This window comes from Pseudonocardia sp. (assembly GCF_035305885.1).
GTDB lineage: Bacteria > Actinomycetota > Actinomycetes > Mycobacteriales > Pseudonocardiaceae > Pseudonocardia.
Genome location: NZ_DATGOP010000053.1, coordinates 1 through 24,269, shown reverse-complemented (window position 1 = coordinate 24,269; position 24,269 = coordinate 1). Strand labels below are relative to the sequence as shown.

Here is a 24,269-nt window from a genome sequence, read left to right as displayed (position 1 = left end):
GGTTCACCTCCATGGTGACCGCGAACTGGGCAGGCAACGTCGTCTTCTCCTCGCGGGAGGTGCACCGCCCGACCTCGGTGGACGAGCTGCAGGAGCTCGTCGCCCGCAGCGACCGGATCCGGGCGCTGGGCTCGGGCCACTCGTTCAGCCGGATCGCCGACACCGACGGCGTACACGTCACGCTCGCCGGGCTCCCCCCGGTCGTCGAGATCGACGAGTCCGCGGCCACCGCGCGCGTCTCGGCCGGCCTGCGCTACGGCGAGTTCACCGGGCGCCTGCACGAGGCCGGCTTCGCGCTGCCCAACCTGGGGTCGCTGCCCCACATCGTCGCCGCGGGCGCCTGCGCCACCGGCACCCACGGGTCCGGGAACGGCAACGGCATCCTCGCCACGGCCGTCTCCGCCGTCGAGATCGTCGGCGCCGACGGCGAGCTGCGCACCGTCCGCCGCGGCGACCCGGAGTTCCCCGGCTCGGTGGTCGCGCTGGGCGCGCTCGGCATCGTCACCGCGCTCACGCTGGACCTGCGGCCGTCGTTCGGCATCCGCCAGTGGATCTACGAGGGGCTCCCGCTCGAGGCCGCCGAGGAGGCGCTCGCCGGGGGGTACAGCGTCAGCCTGTTCACCCACTGGGCCGGCGCGGGCTTCGAGCAGGTCTGGCTCAAGCAGCTCGACACCGACCCCGAGCCGCCGGCGCGCTGGCTCGGCGCGACCCGCGCCGAGGCGCAGGTGCACATGGTGCCCGGCGTCGACCCGCAGCACTGCACGCCGCAGCTCGGCGAGCCGGGGCCGTGGCACACCCGCCTGCCGCACTTCCGGCTCGAGTTCACCCCGAGCAGCGGCGACGAGCTCCAGTCGGAGTACTTCGTGCCGCGCGCGGCGCTGCCGGACGCCCTGCGCGCGGTCGACCAGGTCCGCGACCGGCTGCGGCCGGTGCTGCAGGTCTCCGAGATCCGCACGGTGGCCGCCGACGACCTGTGGCTCTCGCCCGCCCAGGGCCGCGACACCGCCGCGCTGCACTTCACCTGGGTGCCCGACACCCGGGCCGTGCTGCCCGCGGTGGCCGCGCTGGAGTCGGCGCTGGAGCCGTTCGGCACCCGGCCGCACTGGGGGAAGGTGTTCGGCACCGCCCCGGCCGCGGTGGCGTCGCTCTGGCCGCACCTGCCGGAGTTCGCCGCGCTCACGCTGAAGCACGACCCGGACGGCAAGTTCCGCAACGCGATGCTGGAGACCTACCTGCCCCGCTGAGCCCCGCGCCCACCCCCAGGTCCCGACGAACGGCGCGTTCGTCGGAACCTGTCCGGCGAACGCGCCGTTGGTCGGAACGGCTAGCCCTGGACGACCGGGTTGGTCAGCACCCCGACGCCCGGGATCCGGCACTCCGCGACCGTGCCGGGCGTGATGTGCACCGCGCCCGGGGTGCCGGTGGAGATGATGTCCCCGGGGTACAGCGGCATCACCGCGCTGTGGAAGCTCACCAGGAACTGCGGCGAGTAGCGCATCCGCGAGACGGTGTTGGTGCGGTGCACCCTGCCGTCCAGCACGGTGCTCACCTCGACGGCGGACAGGTCGGGGATCTCGGCGAGCGGCACGATCTGCGGACCGAACGAGAAGAAGCCCGGGAAGTTCTTCGACCGGGTGAGGAACCGCGGGTTGCGCTCGAGGATGTCCTCGGCGGTCTGGTCGAGCGCGGTGGTGACGCCGAAGACGTGGTCGAGCGCCTCCGCCTCGCTCACGTTGCGGCAGTAGCGCCCGATCACCAGGGCCAGCTCGGCCTCGGCCGTGGTGCGGGAGCTCTGCGGCGGGATCGGGATCTCCTCGCCGGGCCCGATCACGGTGTGGTCGCCCTTGATGAACGAGGCGGGCTCCTCGGGCACCTGCTCGGACAGGTCGGCGGCGTGGTCGACGTAGTTCAGCCCGATGCCCCAGATCAGCCGCGGGTGGCGGTACGGGGCGCCGAAGCTCACCGAGGTCTCGGGGACGAACAGCGCGCCGGCCGCGGACTCGACGGCCTTCCCCAGGTCGGCGAGCCGGTCCTCGACGAGGAGGGTGCGGATGTCCCCGGTGAACCCCGGCAGCAGGTCGGCGACGCGGGCGACCCCGCGGGCGGGGTCGACGACGGCGGCCACCTCGGTCCCGTCGACGCGGATGCTGGCCAGGCGCATGCGGCTCCTCTCCTTCGCGGGGTCCCGCCGCAGCCTACGGACGGCGTTCAGCCGGCCGCAGCCCCGGGCTCGGCCCGCCAGATCCGGGCGGGCACCCCGGCGGCGAGGTCGCGGCCGCGCAGCACCCGGACCCGCCACGGGTCGAGCCGCAGCACGTGGGAGTCCAGCCCGCCCGGGCCTGCGGGCCAGAACGGGCGCGCGGGTGGTAGCCGACGCCCGCCGGGCTGCCGCGGCGGTGAAGCTCCCCCACCCCGGCCTTCACCGCCGGGTCGTCCACCCACGCGGCCACGGTGTCGAGCGTGACCGTGTCCCGGGTCGGACCCCGGTAGGACATCGCGACGTGCGGGTTGTGCGCGATGTGCGCCACTTTCACGGGCGTGCGGAACGTGGCGAGCCACCCGACCGGCCGCTCGCCGTCGAGCTCCCACACCGCGATCAGCACCCGGGACCGGGGCCTGCCGTACCGGTCCACCGTGGTCGTCGTGGCGTGGCCGATGCGCATCGCCGCTGCGACGTCCGCGCGCAGGGCGGCGAACTCGGCCACCCGCTTCGCGCTCACCGGGCCATCCTCGCCCCGGCCGCGAGCACCTCGGCGAGGCCGGCCACGCCGGCCTGCCCGTACCCCTCGTCGACGCCGCGCCCCACCAGCGCCCGCAGCGCGTCCGGGACGTCGGTGCGGACGCCCGCCCGCGAGCTCGTGGCGACGAGGTGTTCCAGCGCCGCGGCGAGCACCTCGAGCGTGCCCTCGTCGGGCGGGTACCGGCGCTGCTCGACCTGGGCCGCGTGGCCGCGCAGCAGCCCGAGCGCGAACGGCAGGTAGCCGGTGGCGACGGCCGCGAAGTCGGGCGGGCCACCCCCGCGGACCCGACGAGGGCGAGCCCGTGGGAGAACCCGGCGAGGACGCTCGTGTTCACGCCGAGGAGCGCGGTGTCGTAGAGCGACGCGACCCCGGGGTCGGGCCCGAGGTAGGTGGCGCCGCCGAGGGCCCGCAGCGCCGGCTCGGCCGCGGCGAAGGCGTCCGCGCGGCCGGCGTAGAGGAAGAGCGCCTCCGGGTCGCCCACCAGCCGCACGCCGCTCATCGCAGCGCCGTCGAGGTGCCGCGCGCCGTGCCGTTCGACCCACGCGGCCAGGTCCCGCGCCTGCTCGGGGGTGCCGGAGGTGAGGGCGACGACCACCCGACCGGTGAGCGCGCTCGCGACCGGCTCCAGGACGGCGCGCACCGCGGCCTCGTCGGCGACGGCCACGACGACGACCTCGGCGGCGCGGATCACCTCCCGTGGCGACGGCGCGGCCGCAGCGCCCGCGCCGACGAGGGGCTCGGTGCGGGCGGGCGTCCGGTTCCAGACGGCCGTGGGGTGGCCCGCCGCCAGCAGGGCGCGGGCGAGCGCGGAGCCCAGGCTCCCGACGCCGAGCACGGCCACCGGGAGGGGCGATGACGGTGTGGACATGGCCCCAGCGAACCGCGCTGCGCTGGACGTGTGATGTGCGAGACGCCCGATCCGATGTTCGAGCGTCTGGGCTTGCCGCGTGCCGGACGCGCTCTCCCGCCTGTTGGACGACGTGCGCCCGCGCGGAGCGGTCTTCGACCGCTCGCAGCTGGACGGGGCGTGGTCGCTGCCCCTGCCGGGCGGGCCGCCGCTGCGGCTGGTAGCCGTGCTGCACGGCGAGGGCCGCATCACAGCGGACGGCGGCGAGCCGCACCGGATCGGGCCCGGTGACGGAGCGGTGGTGATCGGCCCGGCCCCGGCGACCGTGAGCGCCACCGGGGAACCGCCCGCGCCGGCGGGCGAGCGCACCGCCGTGCTGCTCACCGGCACCTACGAGGTGCGCGGCAGCGTGTGCGACCGGATCCCGCGCGGGCTGCCGCCGGTCGTCGTGGTCGAGGCCGCGGCGATGCCGTACCCGATCGTCCCCATCGTCGTCGCCGAGCTGGCGCGGTCCCGGCCGGGCCGGCAGGCCGTGCTGGACCGGCTGCTGGACCTGCTGCTGGTCACCGCGCTGCGGGAGTGGCTCGCCCGTCCGGGCTCCGGGGCGCCGCCCTGGTACCACGCCCAGGACGACCCGGTCGTCGGGGCGGCGCTGGAGCTGATGCACGACGAGCCCGCCCACCCGTGGACGGTCGCCGAGCCGGCCCGGCGGGCCGCGGTGTCGCGCTCGACGCTGGCGCGGCGGTTCACCGAGCTGGTGGGCGAGCCGCCCATGTCGTACCTCGCCTGCTGGCGGCTGTGCCTCGCCGCCGACCTGCTCGAACGCACCGACGCCACGCTGGAGGCGATCGCGCGCCGGGTCGGCTACGCCAACGCCTACGCGCTCAGCGTGGCGTTCACGCGCGTGCACGGCGTGCGGCCCGGCGAGCACCGGGCCGCCGCGCGCCGTCGCGCGGCCGCCGCGTGATCAGCGGCGGTTGCGGCGGCGGTGGTCCTGCGGCGGGCCGTTGCGCGGTGCGGCCGCGCGCAGGTTCGGGCGCTCGTTCGAGGCGTCCCACCGCGCGTAGGCGTCGACGATGTCGGCGACCAGGCGGTGGCGGACCACGTCGGTGCTGGCCAGCTGCGCGAAGTGCACGTCGTCGACGTCGCCGAGGATCTCGCGCACGACCGTGAGCCCGGAGCGGGTGCCGCCCGGCAGGTCGACCTGCGTGATGTCGCCGGTGACGACGATCTTGGAGCCGAACCCGAGCCGGGTGAGGAACATCTTCATCTGCTCGGGCGTGGTGTTCTGGGCCTCGTCGAGGATGATGAAGGCGTCGTTGAGGGTGCGCCCGCGCATGTACGCCAGCGGCGCCACCTCGATGGTGCCCGCGGAGATCAGCTTCGGGATCGACTCCGGGTCGATCATGTCGTGCAGCGCGTCGTACAGCGGCCGCAGGTACGGGTCGATCTTCTCGTAGAGCGTGCCCGGCAGGTAGCCGAGCCGCTCCCCCGCCTCGACGGCCGGGCGCGTGAGGATGATCCGGTTGACCATCTTGGCCTGCAGCGCCTGCACGGCCTTGGCCATCGCGAGGTAGGTCTTGCCGGTGCCCGCGGGGCCGATGCCGAAGACGATCGTGTGCGCGTCGATCGAGTCGACGTAGCGCTTCTGGTTGAGCGTCTTGGGCCGGATCGTCTTGCCGCGCCGCGACAGGATGTCGAGCGAGAGGACCTCGGCCGGGGACTCCCCGATGCGGGCGCGCTCGTCGGCGTCGCCGTCACCGAGCATCTCCACGGTGCGGCGCACCGCGTCGGGGGAGACCTGCTGGCCGCGCTCGGCGAGCATGATGAGCTCGGTGAACACGCGCTCGCCGAACGCCACGTCGGCCGGCTTACCGGTCAGCGTGAGCTCGTTGCCGCGCACGTGGACGTCGGCTTCGAGCATCTCCTCGGCCGCGCGCAGGCTCTCGTCGCGCGAACCCAGCAGCGCGAGCAGAGCAGCGTCCGGGACGGCCATTCGGGACTGGACGGGATCCGGATGGGTCAAGGGGGGTGCCGCCTGCTTCCTGCGTCTGCCGTGTGGGACGCGGCCGATGGTACCGCGGGGGGCCGACGGAACGCCTCCCGTTTCGGCGCCCGACCCTTGACATCTCATTTAGTCCAGAGATGGGATCAATTCGCTCGCGCGGGGCGGGGCGGAGGACGGAAGCGGAGGCCGGAACACAGTGCACGACGACTCGAAGCTGGTGCGGCAGCGGATCACGCGGTTCGTCCGCGAGCGGCTCGTCCCGGCGGTGTACCGCGAGCGCGTCCCGACCGAGGTGACCGCCTGGGCCGCGCCCGGCGAGCCGGTGCCGTTCGCGGAGGCGGTGCGCCAGGAGTACTCCCCCTTCACCATCGGGTCCCCGTGGGGCCGGCCGTGGGGCACGGTGTGGTTCCACCTCACCGGCGCCGTGCCGGCCGGCTGGACCGACCCGGGCACCCGCCCCGAGCTGGTGGTCGACCTGGGCTTCGCCGGGGTGCAGCCCGGCTTCCAGTCCGAAGGGCTCGCCTACGCCCCCGACGGCACGGTCATCGCCGGCGTCGAGCCGCGCAACGCCCACGTCCCGCTGCGCGGCGGCCCGGGGTCCCCGGTCGACGTCTACGTCGAGGCCGCGTCGAACCCGGGCGTCGCGGGCGACTGGGCCTACACCCCCACCCGCATGGGCGACCCGGCGACCGCGGGAGACGACCCGCTCTACCGCCTCGTCGCCGCCGACGTCGCCCTGCTGGACGTCACGGTCTGGGAGCTGGTGCAGGACTTCTGGACGCTCACCGGCCTGGTCGACGAGCTGCCCGCCGACCAGCCGCGGCGGGCCGAGGTGCTGCGCGCGCTGGAGCGGGCCGTGGACGCCGTGGACCCCGACGACGTGGCGGGCACCGCCGCGCTGGGCCGCGCCGAGCTCGCCGACGTCCTCGCGAGCCCGGCGCACCCGAGCGCACACCGGGTGCACGCCGTCGGGCACGCCCACATCGACTCCGCCTGGCTGTGGCCGGTGCGCGAGACCGTCCGCAAGGTCGCCCGGACGTTCGCGAACGTCCTCGACCTCATGGAGACCGACGAGGAGTTCGTGTTCGCCGCCTCCTCGGCCCAGCAGTACGCGTGGCTCGCCGAGCACCAGCCGGAGCTGTTCGAGCGGGTCAAGCGGCGCGTCGCGGAGGGCCGGTTCGTGCCCGTCGGCGGCATGTGGGTCGAGTCGGACACCAACATGCCCGGCTCGGAGGCGCTCGCCCGCCAGTTCGTGGCGGGCAAGCGGTTCTTCATCGAGCGGCTGGGGGTGGAGCCGCTCGAGGTGTGGCTGCCCGACTCCTTCGGCTACACCGCCGCGCTCCCCCAGATCATCAAGGCCGCCGGGTCCCGCTGGTTCCTCACCCAGAAGATCTCCTGGAACGAGACCAACGTGATGCCCCACCACACCTTCCGCTGGGAGGGCATCGACGGCACCCAGGTCTTCACGCACTTCCCGCCGGTCGACACCTACAACTCCGAGCTCTCCCAGCACGAGCTGCACCGCGCGCAGCGCCAGTACGCCGAGAAGGGGCGCGCCAACACCTCGCTGGTGCCGTTCGGCTGGGGCGACGGCGGGGGCGGCCCCACCCGGGAGATGCTGGCCGCGGCGGCGCGCACCAAGTCCCTCGAGGGCTCGCCGACGGTCCGGATGAGCTCGCCCGCGGAATTCTTCGCCGCGGCCGAGGCGGAGTACCCGCGCCCGCCCGTCTGGTCGGGCGAGCTGTACCTGGAGTTCCACCGCGGCACCTACACCTCGCAGGCCCGCACCAAGCGCGGCAACCGGCGCAGCGAGCACCTGCTGCGCGAGGCCGAGCTGTGGGCGGCGACCGCCGCCGTCCGGGCCGGCCTGCCCTACCCCGCCGACGTGCTGGAGCGCTGCTGGCACACGGTGCTGCTGCAGCAGTTCCACGACATCCTGCCCGGCACCTCCATCGCCTGGGTGCACCAGGAGGCCGAGCGCAACTACGCCCGCGTCGCCGAGGAGCTCGAGGGCGTCATCGCGCGCTCGCTCGCCGCGCTCGCCGGGGAGGCGGACGGCGCGATCGCGGTCAACGCGGGCCCCTACCCGGTCGACGGCGTGCCGGCTCTGGGCGGCGGCCCGGTCGCCGCGCCCGCGGGTGGGGTGCACGTCGCGGACGAGGCCGGGGGCACCGTGCTGGACAACGGCGTCGTCCGGGCCGTGATCGACGCCCGTGGGCTGCTCACCTCGGTGGTCGACCTCGCGGCCGACCGCGAGGTCGTCGCGCCCGGGTCGGCGGCGAACCTGCTGCAGCTGCACCGCGACACCCCCACGCAGTGGGACGCGTGGGACATCGACGAGCACTACCGCCGCCACGGCCGCGACCTCACCGACGTCGCCGAGCTGACGGTCGTCGAGCGCGGGCCGCAGCGGGCGGCCGCGCGGGTCGTGCGCAAGGCGGGGGCCTCGACGATCACACAGGTCGTCTCGCTCGCCGCGGGGTCGGCCTCGATCGAGATCGACACGCACGTCGACTGGCACGAGCGGCAGAAGCTGCTCAAGCTCGCCTTCCCGGTCGACGTGCACGCCGACCGCGCGACCTCGGAGATCCAGTTCGGGCACCTGCACCGGCCGATCCACACCAACACCTCGTGGGACGCCGCCCGGTTCGAGACCGTCGCCCACCGCTGGGTGCACGTCGGCGAGCCCGGCTACGGGGTGGCCGTCGCCAACGACTCGACCTACGGTCACGACGTCACCCGCTCCACCCGCCCAGACGGCGGCACCACCACGGTCGTTCGGCTGTCGCTGCTGCGCGCGCCGCTGTTCCCGGACCCGACGGCCGACCAGGGCGAGCACCGGATGCGGGTTTCCCTGCGGGTGGGCGCCACGATCGCCGACGCCGTGGCCGAGGGCTACCGGCTCAACCTGCCGCTGCGGACCGTCCGCGGCGGGCCGATCGCCCCGCTGGTGTCGGTGGACTCGCCCGCGGTCGTGGTCGAGGCCGTCAAGCTCGCCGAGGACGGAAGCGGCGACGTGGTGGTGCGGCTCTACGAGGCCTTCGGTGGCCGGGCCACCGCGCGGGTCACGGCGGACTTCCCGCACCACGGCGTGGTCGAGACCGACCTGCTGGAGCGCCCGCTGGCCGAGCCGGTGGCGCTGTCCGGGGTGACGCCGTCCGGCGACGGGGTGCTGCGGCTGCGCCCGTTCCGCATCGTCACGCTCCGCTACCGTCGCAGCGCACGGTGACCCGGTTCAGGAATGTGGCTTTCCTGAAGCCCACGTTCATGAATGTGGCTTTCCTGAACTCGCAGGGTAGTAGGCGCTGTCGTCGATCCGGCCGCCGTCGCAGACCGGGCCGAGGTCCCAGATCACGAAGAACGGCGAGGTCTCGTCCGGCGGGATCACCCGGATCTCGCTGGCGGGCACCTGGCACGGCTCGTCGACCGGCTCGTCGCCGGTGGGCACCACCGTCCACCGCATGTCCTTGCGGGCGCTGAACCCGGGCAGCAGGCGCACCAGCGTCGGGCCGGGCTCGAGCGAGCGCGTCAGCCGGGTCGGGATCGGCACGCCGCTCGCGGTGTGGAGCTCGGCGCCGCCGTAGCCGTAGAGCGTGCACGCGGTGCCGGAGGTGTTGGTCACCACGAGCGTGGCGGACCGGTGGCCCGCTCCCGCGTCGCCCGGCTCCATCCGGCCCTCGAGCTGCGCGGGCGCGCAGCGCGGGTCGGCCGGGCCGATGTCCGGCGGCCGCTCCCCGCCACCACCGCCGGGCGCGGGCCCGCCACCCCCGGGCGCGGGTTCGGCGGCCGCGGGCGGCACCGGGGCCGCCGTGCTCGACGCGGGGGGCGTGGTCGGGAGCGCGCTCGACTGCCCCACCCCGGTCGGCTGGGGCGTCCCCCCGCACCCCGTGAGCAGCCCCAGCGCCGCCAGCACGACGGCGGCCCCCGTCCCGATCCGCGACCGGCTCATGGTCGTCCTCCCCCTGGTTGCACGACTCCCCTTGCTGGGAAGACGTCGCAACCCGGGGGTCGGTTGCCCGGGCTAGTGGCCCCGGAACGCCTCCGCGAGCCACCAGGAGCCCCCGTCGGAGGCGATGCGGGCGTGCACCAGCAGAGGGGCCGTCCGCGGCCCGGCCACCCAGCGCGCCACCGCGTCGAGGTCCGCGGGCGCGTTCACGGTGACCGCCTCGAACCCGAAGCCGCGGCCGATGGCGGCGATGTCGGTGTCGGGGAACGCGACGGTCGTGTGGTCCTCGCCGGTGAAGTGGTGCACCTCCGCGCCGTAGCCGCGGTCGTCGTACACCACGACCACCATCGGCAGGCCCAGCCGCGTCACCGTCTCCAGCTCGACCGCCGACATCAGCGCTCCCCCGTCGCCCAGCGCGGCGACGGTGAGCCGGTCCGGCCGGGCGCACGCGGCCCCGATCGCGGTGGCGAGCCCGAGGCCGATGGACTGGAAGCCCTGGGTGAGGCAGTAGCCGTGTTCGTCGGGGACCCGCAGGTAGGCGCTCGGGTAGCCCATGAAGTTGCCCGAGTCGACCGCCACCGTCCGCTCGGCGGGCAGGATGTCGTCGAGGGCGGTGGTGAGGGTGCGCGGGTCGATGCCGTCGGGCCCGGTGAGGTCGTCGTACGGCTCGTCGCGCCAGCGGCCGCGCTTCGCGATCCGCGCCGCCACCTCGGGCGTGCGGTAGCCGGTGCGCGGCCCGTCGAGGGCCGCGAGCACGTCGACGGCCGTGGCGCGGACGTCGCCGAGCACGCCCAGGTGCACCGGCCGGTTCGCGCCGATCGCGTCGGGGTCCAGGTCGACCTGCACGACCGTGGCGTCCGGGCCGATGAGCGCGCCGTGGCGCATCGTCCACATGTTCAGCGCGCAGCCCCACCCGACCACGAGGTCGGCTGCGGAGATCAGCTCGGCCGCGAGCGGGGTGGCGAATCCACCGGAGATCCCGAGCGACCACTCGTCGCCCTCGAACAGGCCCGCGGCGACGGCCGACGTGGCCAGCAGCGCCCCGGACGCGGCCGCGAGCTCGCGCAGCTGCGGGCCCGCCCCGCGGGCACCCCGGCCCGCGACGAACACCGGCCGCAGCGCGCCGCGGATCGCGGCGGCGAGCGCCTCCACCGCGTCCGCGCCCGGCCGGACCGGGGCGAGCGGCCGCAGCGCGGGCACCGGGGCCGGGTCCACCTCGGCCGCCTGCACGTCCAGCGGCAGGTTGAGCACGACCGTGCGCCGCTGCTCGACGGCCGTGCGGTAGGCGCGCACGACGTCGGCGAGCGCCGTGGCCGGCGAGTGCACCCGCTCGGCCACCGCGCCCACGGAGCGGGCCAGCGCGTCCTGGTCGATCCGGAAGTTCGAGCGGACCGCGCCCGCCCCGGTGTCGGCGGCGAGCACGATCATCGGGGTGCGGCTCTTCGCCGCCTCGGTGATGCCGGTGACGGCGTTGGTGAGCCCGCAGCCCTGGTGCACCGTCAGCACGCCGACGCGGCCGCTGGTGCGCGCGTAGGCGTCGGCCATGGTGGCGGCCCCGCCCTCGTGCCGCGCCGCGACGTAGGGCACCCCGGCCGCGCGCAGCGCGTTCGTCACGTGGAAGTTGCCGCTGCCCACCACCCCGAACGCGTGGCCCGCGCCCAGCTCGGCGACGGCCCGCCCGACGAGCTCGGCGACCCTCACCGCTCCACCAGCGCGAGCACCCGCGCCGGGCTGCCCGAGCCGCCGACGATCGGCAGCGGGCCCGCCACCACCACCGCCCCGGTGGGCGGCAGCTGGGCCAGGTTCTGCAGCTGGGTGAGCCCGTACTTCCCGGCGCCGAGCAGGAAGCTGTGGCACGGGAACGGCGGGTCGAAGCCGTGCGCGGCGCCCGCGTCGGTGCCGACGGTCTCCACGCCGAGCCCGATCACCGGCGCCTCCTCGGCGAGCCACTTCGCGCACTCGACCGAGATGCCCGGGGTCGCGCCCCCGTTCAAGAACGCCTCCGCGTCGCTGCTGCGGGCGTCCCAGCCGGTGCGGTAGAGCAGCCAGCCGCCCTCGGGCAGCGGACCGTGCTCGCTCTCCCACGCCTTCACGTGGTCGATCTCGAGCAGGAAGTCGGGGTTCGCCGCGGCCCGGTCGGCGAAGTCGAGCACCACGGCGGGCGCCAGCAACTTCTGCGGCGCGACCCGGGCGATGTCCTCGCCGTCCTTCGCGGTGATCCAGTGCACCGGCGCGTCGAAGTGGGTGCCGGTGTGCTCGGAGGTGTGGATGTCGTTCCAGTACCAGGCCGGGCCGCGCTCGTCGTAGCGGCTGATCTCGGACAGACCGAACGCCGAGGCGTTCGCGAACGGCGGCGGGAGCTGCAGCACCGGGGTGTCCGCGTGCAGCGGCGCGGTGAGGTCGACGACCTCGACGGTGCGGTCGCGCAACGCGGCGAGCAGTTCGGACAGCACGGACACGGGGACCTCCGGGGCTCGGCGGGTGGACGGCGGCGTGCGCCCCAACCTATGGGAACTCCGGCGGCCGGTCAGCTCCCCAGCAGCCGCTCCAGGCCGTCCCGGCAGGCCGCCCACGCCTCGGTGGTCGGGTCGATCACCGCGAAGTGCTCGACCCCGGGCAGAACCACCAGCTCCGCCTCGGCCCCCGCGGCCGCCACGAACCGCTCGCTCTGCCGGATCGGCACGTTGACGTCGTCCGTGCCGTGCACGCACACCACCGGGACGCCGAGCGGCAGCCGCTCGATCGGCGAGGCGAGGACGTAGCGGTCGGGCACGTCGTCCGGCCCGCCGCCGAGCAGGTCCGCCTGCGCGCCGTTGCCCACCCCGTTGCGCTCGGCGTCGACGAGATCGAGCACACCGGCCTGGCTGACCACACCGCGAAGCCGCACCGCGGGCCCGGCGCCGGGGGCGTCCGGCGGCAGGCCGGGCCGGGCCGCGAGCCAGGTGGCGAGGTGCCCGCCCGCCGAGTGCCCGACGGCGACGACCTCCTCCAGCGGCAGGTCCTCCCGCCCGGCGAGCAGGTCGACCGCGGCCGCGACGTCCTCGAACGTGGCGGGCCACCCACCGTCGCCGCCCACCCGGCGGTACTCGATGTTCCAGGCGGCGAAGCCGGCGGCAGCGAGGTCCGCGGCGAGGGGGCGGCCGAGCTCGAGGCCGTGGCGGTTGCGCCAGAACCCGCCGTGCACCACGACGACGACGGCGCGCGGCGCCCCCTCGGGGAGGGTGAGCTCGCCGAACTGGCTGGGGTGGTCGCCGTAGGCGATCCGGAGCGGCGTCGGCACGGGGCGAGGATCGCACGTAGGTGCCACGCCGCGGTGGACGTGGGGGGTGCACCCACCGCGGCGTGGCTCCGCCGGCTGGGGGAAGAACACCGGCGGATCCCCGGGTGCGAACACCCGCGGCACGAAATGGAAGTACGAGAAAAAGTACCGTCGCCCCGGTGGGGCGGAACCCGTTCTCACCCGGATGTCGGGAGAGGTCACCCCCAACGGCGGGTGAGCACCCCCAAAGCGCCCAACGCCACCGCCGCGGCGGTCGAGGCGCGCAGCACCTCGGGCCCCAGCCGGACCGGGCGCGCCCCGGCCGCGACCAGCGCGTCGATCTCCTCGTCGGTGACGCCGCCCTCCGGTCCGACGACGAGCAGCAGCTCCCCGCTCGCCGGCAGCGGCAGGTCGGCGAGCCGGTCGGTGGCGGACTCGTGCAGCACGACCGCGAGGTCGACCGCGGCGGCGCGGCGGGCGAGCGCGGCGGTCGTGACCGGCTCCTCGACGACCGGTTGCCACGGCCTGCGCGCCTGCTTCGCGGCCTCGCGCACGGTGCTGCGCCAGCGGGCGAGGGCCTTCTGCCCGCGCGGGCCGTCGTCCCAGCGCGCGACGCACCGGGCGGCCCGCCAGGGCACGATCGCGTCCACGCCCGCCTCGGTGGCGAGTTCGACGGCCAGCTCGCCGCGGTCGCCCTTCACCAGCGCCTGGGCCACCACCACCCGCGGGCTGGGCGGATCGACGGAGGCCCGCTCGATGATCGTGAGGTCGACGGTGTCGCGCCCCGCGGCGTCCACCACGGCACGGGCCAGACCGCCGCGCCCGTCCGACAGCAGCACGGCCTCGCCGCGGCGCAGCCGCCTGACGGTGGCCGCGTGCCGGCCCTCCGGCCCCTCCAGCCGGGCGGGCCCGGCCGTGGGCAGGGGGTCGAGCAGGAACAGCGGCGCGGTGCTCATGCCCTGCGGATGGGCGCCATCGTCGGCACCGGGTCGGTGGTGAGGAAGTCCAGCACGAGCCGGGCGACCAGCTCGGGCTTCTCCATGATCAGCAGGTGCGAGGTGCCGGGCACGACGGCGAGCTCCGCGTCCGGCAGCGACCGGTACATCTCGATCGTGTGCTCCAGGGTGACCGCGTCGTCGTCGCCGGACACCACGAGCGTGCGGGCGCGCACCCCGGCGAGCTGCTCCGCGGCGAGCGTCGGCCCGGTGAGCGCGCTCTCGAGGACCTTCTCCGCGACGACCCGGAAGTGCTCGGGCCCGTCCGGGGAGCGCTCGGCGTACGCGGCGGCGAGCGGGGTGGCCTCGAGCTCGGCCACCGCGTCCGGCCCGTGGAAGAACGCCGGGATCAGCCCGCTCTGGTGGAACTGGCCGCTGATCAGCACCATCCGGCGCACCAGCTCGGGCCGGGCGAGCGCCACGTGCAGCGCGGTGATCGCGCCGTCGCTGTAGCCGACGAGGTGGGCGGGCCCGCCGACGACCTCGTCGAGGAACGCGACGGCGTCGGCCGCGTACGCCTCGTAGGTGAACGGGCCGGGCACGTCCGGGGTGCGCCCGTGGCCACGGCGGTCGGGGGTGTACACGTGGAAGTGCGCCGCGTAGCGGTCGAGCACCGGGTCGAGCTCCCCCGAGCTGGAGAACCCACCGTGCAGGTAGACCAGCGGGTCGCCGGAGCCGTGGTCGGCGTACCAGGTGGGCAGGCCGCCGACCTCGACCAGCGTCATCGGCCGAACGAGTCGCGCAGCCGCGAGAAGATGCCGTGCCCGTTGCGGTTGCCGCCCGCGAGGTCGGGCTGCTCCTCACCGCGCAGCGCGGCGAGCTGGCGCAGCAGCTCGGTCTGCTTCGCGTCGAGCTTGGTGGGCACGACGACCTCGACGTGCACCATCAGGTCGCCGTAGCCGTCGACGCGGCCGGTGGAGCGCAGCCGCGGCATGCCCTTCCCGCGCAGGGTGCGCACGGTGCCCGGCTGGGTGCCCGGCTCGATGTGCAGCTCCTCGACGCCGTCGAGGGTGGGCAGCGGCAGCGTGGTACCCAGCGCGGCGGCCGTCATCGGCAGCTGCACCGTGCAGTGCAGGTCGGCGCCGTCGCGGGTGAACAGCTCGTGCGGCTCCTCCTCCACCTCCACGTAGAGGTCGCCGGCCGGGCCGCCGCCGGGGCCGACCTCGCCCTGGCCGGCCAGCCGGACCCGCATCCCGTCGGCGACGCCCGGCGGGATGCGCACGGCGACCTTGCGCCGCGACCGCACGCGTCCGTCGCCGCCGCACTGGCGGCACGGCTCCGGGATCACCTCGCCGAAGCCCCGGCAGTTCGGGCACGGCCGCGAGGTGACGACCTGGCCGAGGAACGAGCGCTGCACGCTCTGCACCTCGCCGCGGCCGTTGCAGATGTCGCACATGGCGGGGCCGCTGCCCGGGGCGCAGCCGGAACCGCTGCACTCGCTGCAGAGGACGGCGGTGTCGACGGTGAGGTCGCGGGTGACGCCCTTCGCGCACTCCTCGAGGGTGAGCCGCATCCGGATCAGCGCGTCGGCGCCGGGCTGCACGCGGCTGCGCGGGCCGCGCCCGCGCCCGCCGCCCTGGCCGCCGAAGAAGGCGTCCATGATGTCGCCGAAGCCGAAGGCGCTGAACGGGTCGCTCGCGGCGCCGGCCCGGGCGCTCGCGCCGTTGCTCAGCGGGTCGCCGCCGAGGTCGACGATCCGGCGCTTCTCGGGGTCGGAGAGGACCTCGTAGGCGTCGCGCACCTCGCGAAAGCGCTCCTGCGCCTCCGGGTCCGGGTTGACGTCCGGGTGCAGCTCACGCGCCAGCCTGCGGTAAGCCCGCTTGATCTCTTCGGGGCTGGCGTCAGGCGAGACGCCGAGTGTCCCGTAGTAGTCCCGTACCACGTGCGCGTTCCCCATGGTCCTTCTCGATGAGTACTGCTCCTGCTCCTGCTGCGGCCACCCGCCGCCCGGTCAGCGTCCAGCCAGGATCTCACCCACGTACCGGGCAACGGCGTGCACCGCCGCGATCGAGCCGGGGTAGTCCATCCTCGTGGGGCCCACGACGCCCATGCCGCCCAGCACCGTGCCCGAACCGGGGCCGTAGCCGATGGTCACCACCGAGGTGTCGCGCATCTCCTCGGCCTCGTTCTCCTCGCCGATGCGCACCGTGACCGTACCGCGCTCCTGCGCCGACGCGAGCAGCTTGAGCACGACGACCTGCTCCTCGAGCGCCTCGAGCACCTGGCGCAGCGAGTTGGGGAAGTCGGCGGCGTTGCGGGTGAGGTTGGCCGTGCCGCCCAACACGAGCCGCTCCTCCGGGTGCTCGACCAGCGTCTCGATCAGCACCGTGGACACCGCGACCATCGCGTCGCGCAGCTCGTGGGGCACGGTGTTGGGCAGCTCGGCGACCGCGGCCGACGCGTCCGGCAGCCGGTGGCCGACCAGCGCCCCGTTGACCAGGGTGCGCAGCTTGGACACGTCGTCGTCGGAGATCACGTCGCCGAGGTCGACGATCCGCTGGTCCACCCGCCCGCTGTCGGTGATGACGACCAGCATCAGCCGGGCCGGGGTGAGCTTGACGACCTCGCAGTGGCGCACCTTGGAGCGGGTGAGCGTGGGGTACTGCACCACCGCGACCTGGCGGGTGAGCTGGGCGAGCAGCCGCACGCTGCGGCGCAGCACGTCGTCGAGGTCGACCGCGCCGTCGAGGAAGGCCTGCACCGCACGCCGCTCGGCCGCCGACAACGGCTTGACCTGGGCGAGGCGGTCGACGAACAGCCGGTAGCCCTTGTCGGTGGGGATGCGTCCGGCCGAGGTGTGCGGCTGGTGGATGTAGCCGGCCTCTTCGAGGTAGGCCATGTCGTTGCGGATGGTGGCCGCGGAGACGCCGAGGGCGTGGCGTTGGGCCACCGCCTTCGACCCCACCGGCTCCTGGGTGGCGACATAGTCCTCGACGATGGCGCGCAGCACTTCGAGTTTGCGATCGTCCATCGCTGCCACGTCCCTTCGTTCTCCCGTCGCGCCTTCACTCGACCGGACTCAAGTTTGGCACTCCCGGTCGCAGAGTGCCAGTCTACGGTGTGCCCGCCGGGCGGGGGCGAAGCCGGATCCGGCGGGGCCGCCCGGGCGGGGTCCTCAGGCTCCGGGGAGGACGAGCGCTCCGGAGTCGTCGAGGGTGACCGCGTTCTCGCCGAAGTCCCCGGCGAGGTCGTTGACGGTGCCGATCGCCTCGCCGTCGGGGTCGAGCAGCGGGTAGCCGTTGTCGTGGTCCATCCGGGTGGGCACGAGCATGCCGCCTTCGATGGCGCCCTCCTCGGTGAGGGTGACCTTGAGGATGCCGGAGACGCCGAGGGGGCCGTCGGTGCTGAACAGCTTCTGGCCGCCGCCGAAGTTCCCCAGGGAGTAGGCGATGAGCTTGCCGTTGTAGAGCTCCATGCCGCGCAGCACGTGGGGTCCGTGGCCGACGACGAGGTCGGCGCCGGCGTCGACGCAGGCGCGGGCGAAGGCGCGGGTGTCGCCGCGGTCCTCGCCGTAGTACGTCTCGGTGCCCTCGGGGGTGTGCATCTGGTCGGAGCCTTCGGCGCCGAGGTGGGCGGTGGCGACGACCAGGTCCGCCTGGGACTTGGCTTCGCCGACGAGCGCGGTCACGGCGCCGAGGTCGCGCACGTCGGTGTAGAAGGTGTAGGGCGCGAAGCCGACGATGCCGACGGTCAGGCCGTCGATTTCGACGTAGGCGACCTCGTCCTTGACGCCGGTGATCTCCATGCCGGCCTCGCGGACGGCCTGCTGGGTCTCCGCGGCGCCGTCGGGTCCGGCGTCCCAGCCGTGGTTGTTGGCCTGGTTGAGCACGTGGATGCCGGCGTCGGCGAAGACCTGGGCGTATTCGCCGGGGAGGCGGAAGTAGATGCAGCTGCCGCCGCCGCACTTGTCGAACTCGAGGGTCGAGAGGGCGCCTTCCATGTTGGCGATGACGACGTCGCCGGTGAGTTCGGCCTCGACGTCGCTGAAGAAGCTCGCGCCCTCGTCGGCGGCCATCCGGTCGGGGTAGGAGCCGGGGAAGGTGTCGCCGATGTGGGTGATGGTGATCGAGCGGGGCGGCTCGGGGGAGGGCGAGGAGGAGGGGCTCTCCTCGGCGGCTCCGGCGCCGCCCTCGTCGACGGGGGGCGCCTCTTCCTCGGCTGAGCAGGCGGCGGTGAGGGCGATGCCGGCGGCTCCGGCGAGGAGGCCGCGGCGGGGCAGTGGGCGGGCGGACGGGCGTGCGTGGTGCATGAGTGCTGGCTCCGGCTGTCGGGCAGTGGGCGGGCGCCGTGTCAGGCCGTGAGATCCCTCACGACCGCGTCGGCGAGCAGACGACCGCGCAGGGTGAGTCGCAGGCGGTCGCCCTCGATGACGGCGAGGCCATCGGCGACGACCTGCTTCGCGGCCGCCATGCCATCGGTACGCAGCCACGATACCGGCAATCCGACACTGAGTCGCGTTCGGAGCAGAATTCGCTCCAGATACCGTTCCTCGTCCGTCAGGGTCTCGGATCCGGCGAGAGGGAGGCCCTGAGCGAGCGCGGCGGCGTACGTGGAGGGGTGCTTGTGGTTCCACCAGCGCACGCCGGGCAGGTGCGAGTGGGCGCCGGGCCCCGCGCCCCACCAGTGGCCGCCCTCCCAGTACAGGAGGTTGTGGCGGCAGCGCGCCTCGGGCGTCTTGGCCCAGTTGGAGACCTCGTACCAGGAGAACCCGGCCTCGGACAGGGCCTCCTCGGCCGCGAGGTACCGGTCGGCGGCCACGTCGTCGGAGGGGCGGGGCACGTGGCCGGAGCGGATGCGCCGGGCCAGCTGCGTGCCGTCTTCGACGATGAGGGCGTAGGCCGAGACGTGGTCGACCCCGGAGTCCACGGCGGCCTTGAGCGTCGCGGCGAAGTCGGCCTCGGTCTCACCGGGCGTGCCGTAGATCAGGTCGAGGCTGACGTGCGCGAATCCGGCGCGGCGGGCGTGGTCGACGGCGGCGAGGGCCCTGGCCGGGGAGTGCTCGCGGTCGAGGACCTCAAGAACGTGCGGCGCGGTCGACTGCATGCCGACCGACAGGCGCGTGAAGCCCGAGTCGCGCAGTTCGGCGAGGGAGTCGGCGTCGACCGACTCGGGGTTGGCCTCGGTGGTCACCTCCGCGCCGGGCGCGAGCCCGAAGGCGGCGTCGATCTCGGCGAGGATCGCGGCCAGGTCGGAAGGGGGCAGGAGCGTGGGGGTGCCTCCGCCGAAGAAGACGGTGTCGACGTTCGGTGGCGGATCGAACGCGGCGGCCGCGGCGCGGATCTCGGCGCGGACGATGCTCGCGTAGGTCTCCCTGGAGACGCCCGCGCCGAGTTCGGAGGCCGTATAGGTGTTGAAGTCGCAGTAGCCGCAGCGCGAGACGCAGAACGGGACGTGCACATAGAACCCGAACCCCTCTCGGGCGGTTTCGGGCGATCGCGCGGCGGCGGTTATGGCTTCGACGGACACGCCGACTACGGTACTGGCGTGGAACGCGATGACGCACTGACCGAGTACCACGTCTTCACGACGGTGGCGACGATCACCCTCGACGCCCCTGAGCGGCGGAACGCACTCTCGACGCGGATGATCGCCGAGATCCGCGACGGCCTGGCCCGCGGACTGGCCGACGAGTCGGTCCGGATGATCCTGATCCGGCATTCCGGCCCGGCGTTCTGCGCCGGGGCCGACCTCACCGAATCGGCGGCCGCGACCCGGCCCGAGGACCTCCCCGCCTGGCACCTGGCCGATCTGCTGGCCGACATGTGCGAGGCCCCGAAACCCGTCGTCGTCACGGCGCGCGGCACGGCGCGCGGCGGCGGCCTCGGGCTGCTGGCGGCGGCCGACGTCGCCGTCTGCGGCGCCGACGTGAACATGGCGTTCAGCGAGGTGCGGATCGGCGTGGTGCCCGCCGTGATCGCCCCGGTCGTGGCGCGCCGCATCGGCCCCGCGAGGATGCGCACGCTGTTCCTCACCGGCGAGCAGATCAACGCGGAGCAGGCCCTCGCCTGGGGTCTGGCGGACGGCGTCGACACGAGCCCCGGCGCCGACTTCGACGGCGTCATGGACATGCTGGGGGCGGGCGGACCGGCGGCCCAGGCGGGCATCAAGACCCTCACCGCCACGCCCGACCTCCGGGAAGGGCTGCGCGAGGCCGCGGCCCTGACGGCCGAGTACTTCTTCTCGGACGAAGGACGCGAAGGGGTCCGTTCGTTCATTGAGAAGCGCACGCCCTCCTGGGTAGATTAAGTGGTCCCCAACCAGATCGGAGACACGTTGCGCCCTGCCCCCGCCGTACTCGCGCTGGTGCTCGCGGCCGGTCTCGCCACCGGCTGCTCCGACGCCGTCGACGAGATGCTCTCCCCGAGACCGACCGGCTGCTTCATCGGCGACACCGCAGAGCCGCTGCACCTGACCGCCGAGCAGACCTTCCATGCCTCCACCATCGCCGCCGTCGGGCTGCGCGACGGGATGAGCGAACGGGCCGTCGCGGTCGCGATCGCCACGGCGTTCCAGGAGTCGAAGCTGGCCAACATCGACTACGGCGACCGCGACTCGCTCGGGCTGTTCCAGCAGCGGCCCAGCGTCGGCTGGGGCACCGAGGAGGAGATCCTCGACCCGGTCTACGCCTCGTTCAAGTTCTACGAGAAGCTGCGGCGCACCGACGGCTGGGAGGACATGGCGATCGGCGACGCCGCGCAGGCCGTCCAGATCAGCGCCCACCCCGACCTCTACGAGCAGTGGGAGGACGAGGGCCTCATCGTCGCCGCGGCGTTCGCCGGCGGCGAGGAGACGGGCGTCTCGTGCATCGGCGGCACGGCGGGGGCGGACGCGCCCGACGCGGACGCGCTCGCCGAGGCGTACGCCTACCAGTGGGGCGTCGAGGTCGCCGGTGTCGAGGGCGAGGTCGTCACCATCGCCGCCGAGGACGCGGTCGCGGGCTGGAACCGGGCCTCGTGGGCGGTGGCGAAGTCCTACGAGTTCGACATCGCCTCGGTCGAGTACGCGGGAGCGCGCTGGGAGCCCGGAGAGGACGGCTGGGCGAGGCCCGAGGACGAGGTGGCCGAGGTGGCCGCCGCGGACGAGTCCACGGTGGTCGTCACGCTGGGGACCTCTCAGGAGTGAGCCTGCGGGCGCGGCCGGGCCTCCGCCACGCCCGAAACTGTCTGCAATAGATGCTTTCACGCCGTGTCGATCGAAGCGGCGTGAGGATACCAAGTCGGGCGCTCGTGTCCGTTTAGTTCAGTGAACACCGGTGCACCACCGTTCAATCTGATTACAGTGCATGTAGCCGGCTTGTCAGTATTCGCCATTATTCGCCCGTGATTCACCGGGCAGCTATCCATGTTTCCCCGCAGGTGCAAGTGCGCCTGTTGGGCTGGACGGACCCATTCGATCACTCCTGCCAAGCGAGGTCTCCATGCACGTTTCCCGTCGAATCCTGCTCGCGTCCTCGGCGGCGGCCGCCGCCACGGCCGTCCCGTCCGCCGCCCGGGCCGAGGACCGCCGCCACCACAAGATCGAGAACGACCCGTTCACGCTGGGCGTGGCCTCCGGCGATCCCGCCCCCGACGGGGTGGTCCTGTGGACTCGCCTGGCCACCGATCCGCTCGCCGAGGACGGCATGGGCGGCATGCCCGACGCCGCCTTCGACGTCAAGTGGGAGGTGGCCACCGACGAGCAATTCCGGCGCCGCGTGGCCTCCGGCCGCGAGCAGGCCCGCCCCGAGCAGGGCCACAGCGTCCACGTCGAGCTGACCGGCCTCGACGCCGGCGCCGAGTACTACTACCGCTTCCGGACCGGCCGCTGGATCTCCCCGACCGGGCGGACCCTCACCGCCCCCGCGCTCGACGCGATGCCGGAGCGGCTGCGCATGGCCTTCGCCTCCTGCTCGCAGTACGAGCACGGCTACTTCACCGCCTACCGGCACATGGCCGAGTCCTCCCCCGACCTCATCCTCCACCTGGGCGACTACCAGTACGAGTACAAGAAGGACGTGTACACCTCCCCCGACGGCAACGTCCGCGACCACGCCGGACCCGAGACGGTGACCCTCGCGAACTACCGGCAGCGCCACGCCCAGTACAAGACCGACCTCGACCTCCAGGCCGCCCACGCCGCCGCGCCATGGCTGGTGGTGTGGGACGACCACGAGACCGAGAACAACTGGGCCGGCGAGGTCCCCGAGCAGGGCTCCGACACTCCCGCCCGCGAGGACTTCCTGGCCCGCCGGGCGGCGGCCTTCCAGGCGTACTGGGAGAACATGCCGCTGCGCCGATCCTCGGTCCCCGAGGGCATCGACATGCAGCTGTACCGGCGTGTCGAGTGGGGACGGCTCGCGCGCTTCCACATGCTCGACACCCGCCAGTACCGCGACGACCAGGCCTGCGGCGACGGCTGGAACGACGACTGCTCCGAGGCCTGGGACGAGAAGCGCTCGATCACCGGCGACGAGCAGGAGGACTGGCTCATCGAGGGCTTCCAGTCCTCGCGGGCCCGCTGGGACCTGCTCGGCCAGCAGGTCTTCTTCGCGCAGCGCGACGCCGACGCCGGGCCGATCAAGCGCACCAGCATGGACGGCTGGGACGGCTACACGGCCTCCCGGGACCGGATCATCGAGGGCTGGCGGGAGGCGGGCGTCCGCAACCCGGTGGTGCTCACCGGCGACGTGCACACCCACTGGGCCTCAGAGCTCCTGGCCGACTTCGACGACCCGGACTCCGAGCGGGTGGGCGTGGAGCTGGTGACCACGTCGATCACCTCCGGCGGCGACGGCGTCGACTCGGTGCCGGAGGAGAACCAGGCGCTGCGGATCAACCCCCACATCAAGTTCCGCAACGCCCAGCGCGGGTGGGTGCACGCGACGATCACGCCCGAGCAGCTCGACGTCGACTTCCAGGTCGTCCCGATCGTGACCGAGCAGGGCTCGGAGGCGTACGTCCGCCGCTCCTACACCGTCGCCGACGGCGACCGCACGCTGCACCAGACCTACGACCGGACGCCGGAGTCGTCCAGGACGACCGAGTCGACCGACCCGTTCGCCGGCTCCGACGAGAACGCCGACGACGCTTTGCGGTGATCTGCGTCGCGGCCGTGCCGCATGGCGGGACGGCCGCGACGATTCCCTCGCGAGAACGACGTGTATTGCAATGTTAGTCCTGTGTATGCCCCGTTTTTCCGAACCGTGCGGCTCGCGCGGAGCGGCTAGAGTGTGCCTGAAGAACTTGCCCACTCGACCCCGGAGCGAAGAGATGACGTATCCACCCCAAGCAGGACAGCCCACGAACGGGCCGCAGCAGCCGCCCGCCTCGGACCCGCTGACCGAGTTCGGCGTCAAGCCGAACCCGGCGCGCCCGGCGAAGGTCAACTGGCTGACCCAGGCCCTGTGGGGCTACCTGGCAGTGTCCGTCCTGATGCTGCTGTTCTCCATCATCGCCGTCGCCACGGCGCCGTGGTGGCTCTCCACCGGCTTCATCGTGGTCTCGGGCATCGTGGGACTGGTCTTCCACAGCCTCTCCGCCGTCATCGCCTGGTTCGTCTCCAAGGAGAAGCTGGGCATGTTCGGCGCCTCCGATCCGCGCACGATCCTGCTGATCGGCTTCGGCATCCTCGGCTTCTTCAGCCTGTTCGGCTTCTTCGGCGGCTGGGGCCTGGGCTGGTACGCGGCCCTGGGGGCCCTGCTGGGCCTGGCCCGGCTCGCGGCCGTCGGCGCGATGTTCGCCCTGGTGTTCCAGCCGGAGGTGCACCAGTGGCTGCTCTCGAAGCCGGGGAACCTCCCGAGCCGTCCGCCCGCGGCACCCGGCCACCAGCAGGGCTACCAGCAGCCGCCGCAGGCCCCCGGTTACCCGCAGCAGCAGCCCCCCGGGCAGCAGGGCTACCAGCAGCCGCCGTCCGGCCCGGGCTACCCGCAGCAGTAGCGGCCCCGAGAACGGCGAGGGGCGGGGGTGGATGCCGCGGCATCCGCCCCCGCCCCTCGCCGTTCTCGGGCGGGTCAGTTCTCGTCGGTGCGCAGGGCGGCGATGAAGGCGTCCTGCGGAACCTCGACGCGCCCGACGGTCTTCATCCGCTTCTTGCCCTCCTTCTGCTTCTCCAGCAGCTTGCGCTTGCGGGAGATGTCGCCGCCGTAGCACTTGGCGAGGACGTCCTTGCGCAGCGCGCGAATGTTCTCGCGGGCGATGATGCGCGAGCCGATCGCCGCCTGGATGGGCACCTCGAACTGCTGGCGCGGGATGAGCTTCTTGAGCCGCTCGGCGAGCTTGACCCCGTACGCGTAGGCCTGGTCCCGGTGGACGATCGCGGCGAAGGCGTCCACCCGCTCGCCCTGGAGGAGGATGTCCACCTTCACCAGGTCGGCGCTCTGCGCGCCCTCGATCTCGTAGTCGAGCGAGGCGTAGCCCTTGGTGCGGCTCTTCAGCTGGTCGAAGAAGTCGAACACGATCTCGGCCAGCGGCAGCGTGTAGCGGATCTCGACGCGTT

At 73.8% G+C, this 24,269-nt stretch carries 20 protein-coding genes and 2 pseudogenes; 7 read left to right on the top strand and 15 right to left on the bottom strand.

The annotated features are described in order from the left end of the window. Nucleotides 1-11: 11 nt before the first annotated feature. The gene (locus tag VKZ81_RS10215) at nucleotides 12-1,244 is read left to right on the top strand and encodes an FAD-binding protein (protein ID WP_324241229.1); all 1,233 of its coding nucleotides are present in this window, start codon (nucleotides 12-14) and stop codon (nucleotides 1,242-1,244) included. Nucleotides 1,245-1,324: 80 nt separating this feature from the next. On the opposite strand, the gene VKZ81_RS10210 is transcribed toward VKZ81_RS10215, so the two are convergent. The 3 genes and pseudogenes from VKZ81_RS10210 to VKZ81_RS35120 form a co-directional block, all read right to left on the bottom strand. Continuing rightward, nucleotides 1,325-2,161, bottom strand: a complete 837-nt coding sequence (locus tag VKZ81_RS10210) for a fumarylacetoacetate hydrolase family protein (protein ID WP_324241228.1) — start codon at nucleotides 2,159-2,161, stop codon at nucleotides 1,325-1,327. Nucleotides 2,162-2,195: 34 nt separating this feature from the next. After that, nucleotides 2,196-2,720 carry a pyridoxamine 5'-phosphate oxidase family protein gene (locus VKZ81_RS10205; protein WP_324241227.1) on the bottom strand — a complete coding sequence of 175 codons (525 nt, stop codon included), beginning with the start codon at nucleotides 2,718-2,720 and terminating at the stop codon, nucleotides 2,196-2,198. Further along, nucleotides 2,717-3,609 (bottom strand): annotated as a pseudogene (locus VKZ81_RS35120) (imine reductase family protein). Before VKZ81_RS35120 ends, VKZ81_RS10205 begins: the two are co-directional and overlap by 4 nt. Nucleotides 3,610-3,688: 79 nt before the next feature. On the opposite strand from VKZ81_RS35120, the gene VKZ81_RS10190 reads away from it, so the two are divergent. After that, the gene (locus VKZ81_RS10190; RefSeq protein ID WP_324241226.1) at nucleotides 3,689-4,555 is read left to right on the top strand and encodes an AraC family transcriptional regulator; all 867 of its coding nucleotides are present in this window, start codon (nucleotides 3,689-3,691) and stop codon (nucleotides 4,553-4,555) included. Here the strand turns inward: VKZ81_RS10190 and VKZ81_RS10185 are convergent, their stop codons facing one another. Beyond that, a complete protein-coding gene (locus VKZ81_RS10185) occupies nucleotides 4,556-5,662 on the bottom strand; it encodes a PhoH family protein (protein WP_414709358.1) in 1,107 nt (368 codons plus the stop codon). It abuts the gene before it with no gap. Nucleotides 5,663-5,792: 130 nt separating this feature from the next. Between VKZ81_RS10185 and VKZ81_RS10180 the strand changes: the two genes are divergently transcribed. Next, nucleotides 5,793-8,825 carry an alpha-mannosidase gene (locus VKZ81_RS10180; protein ID WP_324241224.1) on the top strand — a complete coding sequence of 1,011 codons (3,033 nt, stop codon included), beginning with the start codon at nucleotides 5,793-5,795 and terminating at the stop codon, nucleotides 8,823-8,825. Nucleotides 8,826-8,861: 36 nt separating this feature from the next. Here the strand turns inward: VKZ81_RS10180 and VKZ81_RS10175 are convergent, their stop codons facing one another. From VKZ81_RS10175 to hemW, 10 genes are all read right to left on the bottom strand, one after another. Continuing rightward, a complete protein-coding gene (locus tag VKZ81_RS10175; protein WP_324241223.1) occupies nucleotides 8,862-9,545 on the bottom strand; it encodes a DUF4232 domain-containing protein in 684 nt (227 codons plus the stop codon). Nucleotides 9,546-9,617: 72 nt separating this feature from the next. Continuing rightward, entirely contained in the window at nucleotides 9,618-11,243 is a 1,626-nt protein-coding gene (locus VKZ81_RS10170; protein WP_324241222.1) for a thiamine pyrophosphate-binding protein, read from the bottom strand. Continuing rightward, nucleotides 11,240-12,001 (bottom strand): cyclase family protein, encoded by a 762-nt coding sequence (locus VKZ81_RS10165; RefSeq protein WP_324241221.1) that lies wholly within the window; start codon nucleotides 11,999-12,001, stop codon nucleotides 11,240-11,242. The genes VKZ81_RS10170 and VKZ81_RS10165 overlap by 4 nt, the downstream gene beginning before the upstream one ends. A gap of 68 nt (nucleotides 12,002-12,069) precedes the next feature. Further along, nucleotides 12,070-12,822 (bottom strand): alpha/beta hydrolase family protein, encoded by a 753-nt coding sequence (locus tag VKZ81_RS10160; protein WP_324241220.1) that lies wholly within the window; start codon nucleotides 12,820-12,822, stop codon nucleotides 12,070-12,072. Nucleotides 12,823-13,019: 197 nt separating this feature from the next. After that, complete coding sequence (locus VKZ81_RS10155) at nucleotides 13,020-13,757, bottom strand: 16S rRNA (uracil(1498)-N(3))-methyltransferase (RefSeq protein ID WP_324241219.1); 738 nt, start codon at nucleotides 13,755-13,757, stop codon at nucleotides 13,020-13,022. Next, nucleotides 13,754-14,521: an alpha/beta fold hydrolase gene (locus VKZ81_RS10150; RefSeq protein ID WP_324241218.1), complete on the bottom strand. Its 768-nt coding sequence runs from the start codon at nucleotides 14,519-14,521 to the stop codon at nucleotides 13,754-13,756. Before VKZ81_RS10150 ends, VKZ81_RS10155 begins: the two co-directional genes overlap by 4 nt. Then, on the bottom strand, nucleotides 14,518-15,678 hold the full coding sequence (gene dnaJ / locus VKZ81_RS10145) for a molecular chaperone DnaJ (RefSeq protein WP_324241284.1): 1,161 nt from the start codon (nucleotides 15,676-15,678) through the stop codon (nucleotides 14,518-14,520). Before dnaJ ends, VKZ81_RS10150 begins: the two co-directional genes overlap by 4 nt. Nucleotides 15,679-15,747: 69 nt before the next feature. Then, nucleotides 15,748-16,767 (bottom strand): heat-inducible transcriptional repressor HrcA, encoded by a 1,020-nt coding sequence (hrcA, locus tag VKZ81_RS10140; RefSeq protein WP_414709356.1) that lies wholly within the window; start codon nucleotides 16,765-16,767, stop codon nucleotides 15,748-15,750. 144 nt (nucleotides 16,768-16,911) lie between these two features. Beyond that, nucleotides 16,912-18,045: a CapA family protein gene (locus VKZ81_RS10135; RefSeq protein ID WP_324241216.1), complete on the bottom strand. Its 1,134-nt coding sequence runs from the start codon at nucleotides 18,043-18,045 to the stop codon at nucleotides 16,912-16,914. A 41-nt stretch (nucleotides 18,046-18,086) separates the two neighbouring features. Continuing rightward, a complete protein-coding gene (hemW, locus tag VKZ81_RS10130) occupies nucleotides 18,087-19,262 on the bottom strand; it encodes a radical SAM family heme chaperone HemW (RefSeq protein ID WP_324241215.1) in 1,176 nt (391 codons plus the stop codon). Nucleotides 19,263-19,280: 18 nt separating this feature from the next. Between hemW and VKZ81_RS10125 the strand changes: the two genes are divergently transcribed. The 4 genes from VKZ81_RS10125 to VKZ81_RS10110 all read left to right on the top strand — a co-directional run bounded on the left by VKZ81_RS10125 (nucleotide 19,281) and on the right by VKZ81_RS10110 (nucleotide 23,710). Then, a complete protein-coding gene (locus tag VKZ81_RS10125) occupies nucleotides 19,281-20,042 on the top strand; it encodes an enoyl-CoA hydratase-related protein (protein ID WP_324241214.1) in 762 nt (253 codons plus the stop codon). Between the two features lie 27 nt (nucleotides 20,043-20,069). Beyond that, nucleotides 20,070-20,918 (top strand): hypothetical protein, encoded by an 849-nt coding sequence (locus tag VKZ81_RS10120; RefSeq protein ID WP_324241213.1) that lies wholly within the window; start codon nucleotides 20,070-20,072, stop codon nucleotides 20,916-20,918. 295 nt (nucleotides 20,919-21,213) lie between these two features. Further along, complete coding sequence (locus VKZ81_RS10115) at nucleotides 21,214-22,872, top strand: alkaline phosphatase D family protein (RefSeq protein ID WP_324241212.1); 1,659 nt, start codon at nucleotides 21,214-21,216, stop codon at nucleotides 22,870-22,872. Nucleotides 22,873-23,044: 172 nt separating this feature from the next. Beyond that, nucleotides 23,045-23,710: a hypothetical protein gene (locus VKZ81_RS10110; RefSeq protein WP_324241211.1), complete on the top strand. Its 666-nt coding sequence runs from the start codon at nucleotides 23,045-23,047 to the stop codon at nucleotides 23,708-23,710. 74 nt (nucleotides 23,711-23,784) lie between these two features. Here the strand turns inward: VKZ81_RS10110 and VKZ81_RS10105 are convergent. Continuing rightward, nucleotides 23,785-24,269, bottom strand: a pseudogene (locus VKZ81_RS10105) (elongation factor 4); the annotation flags it as partial.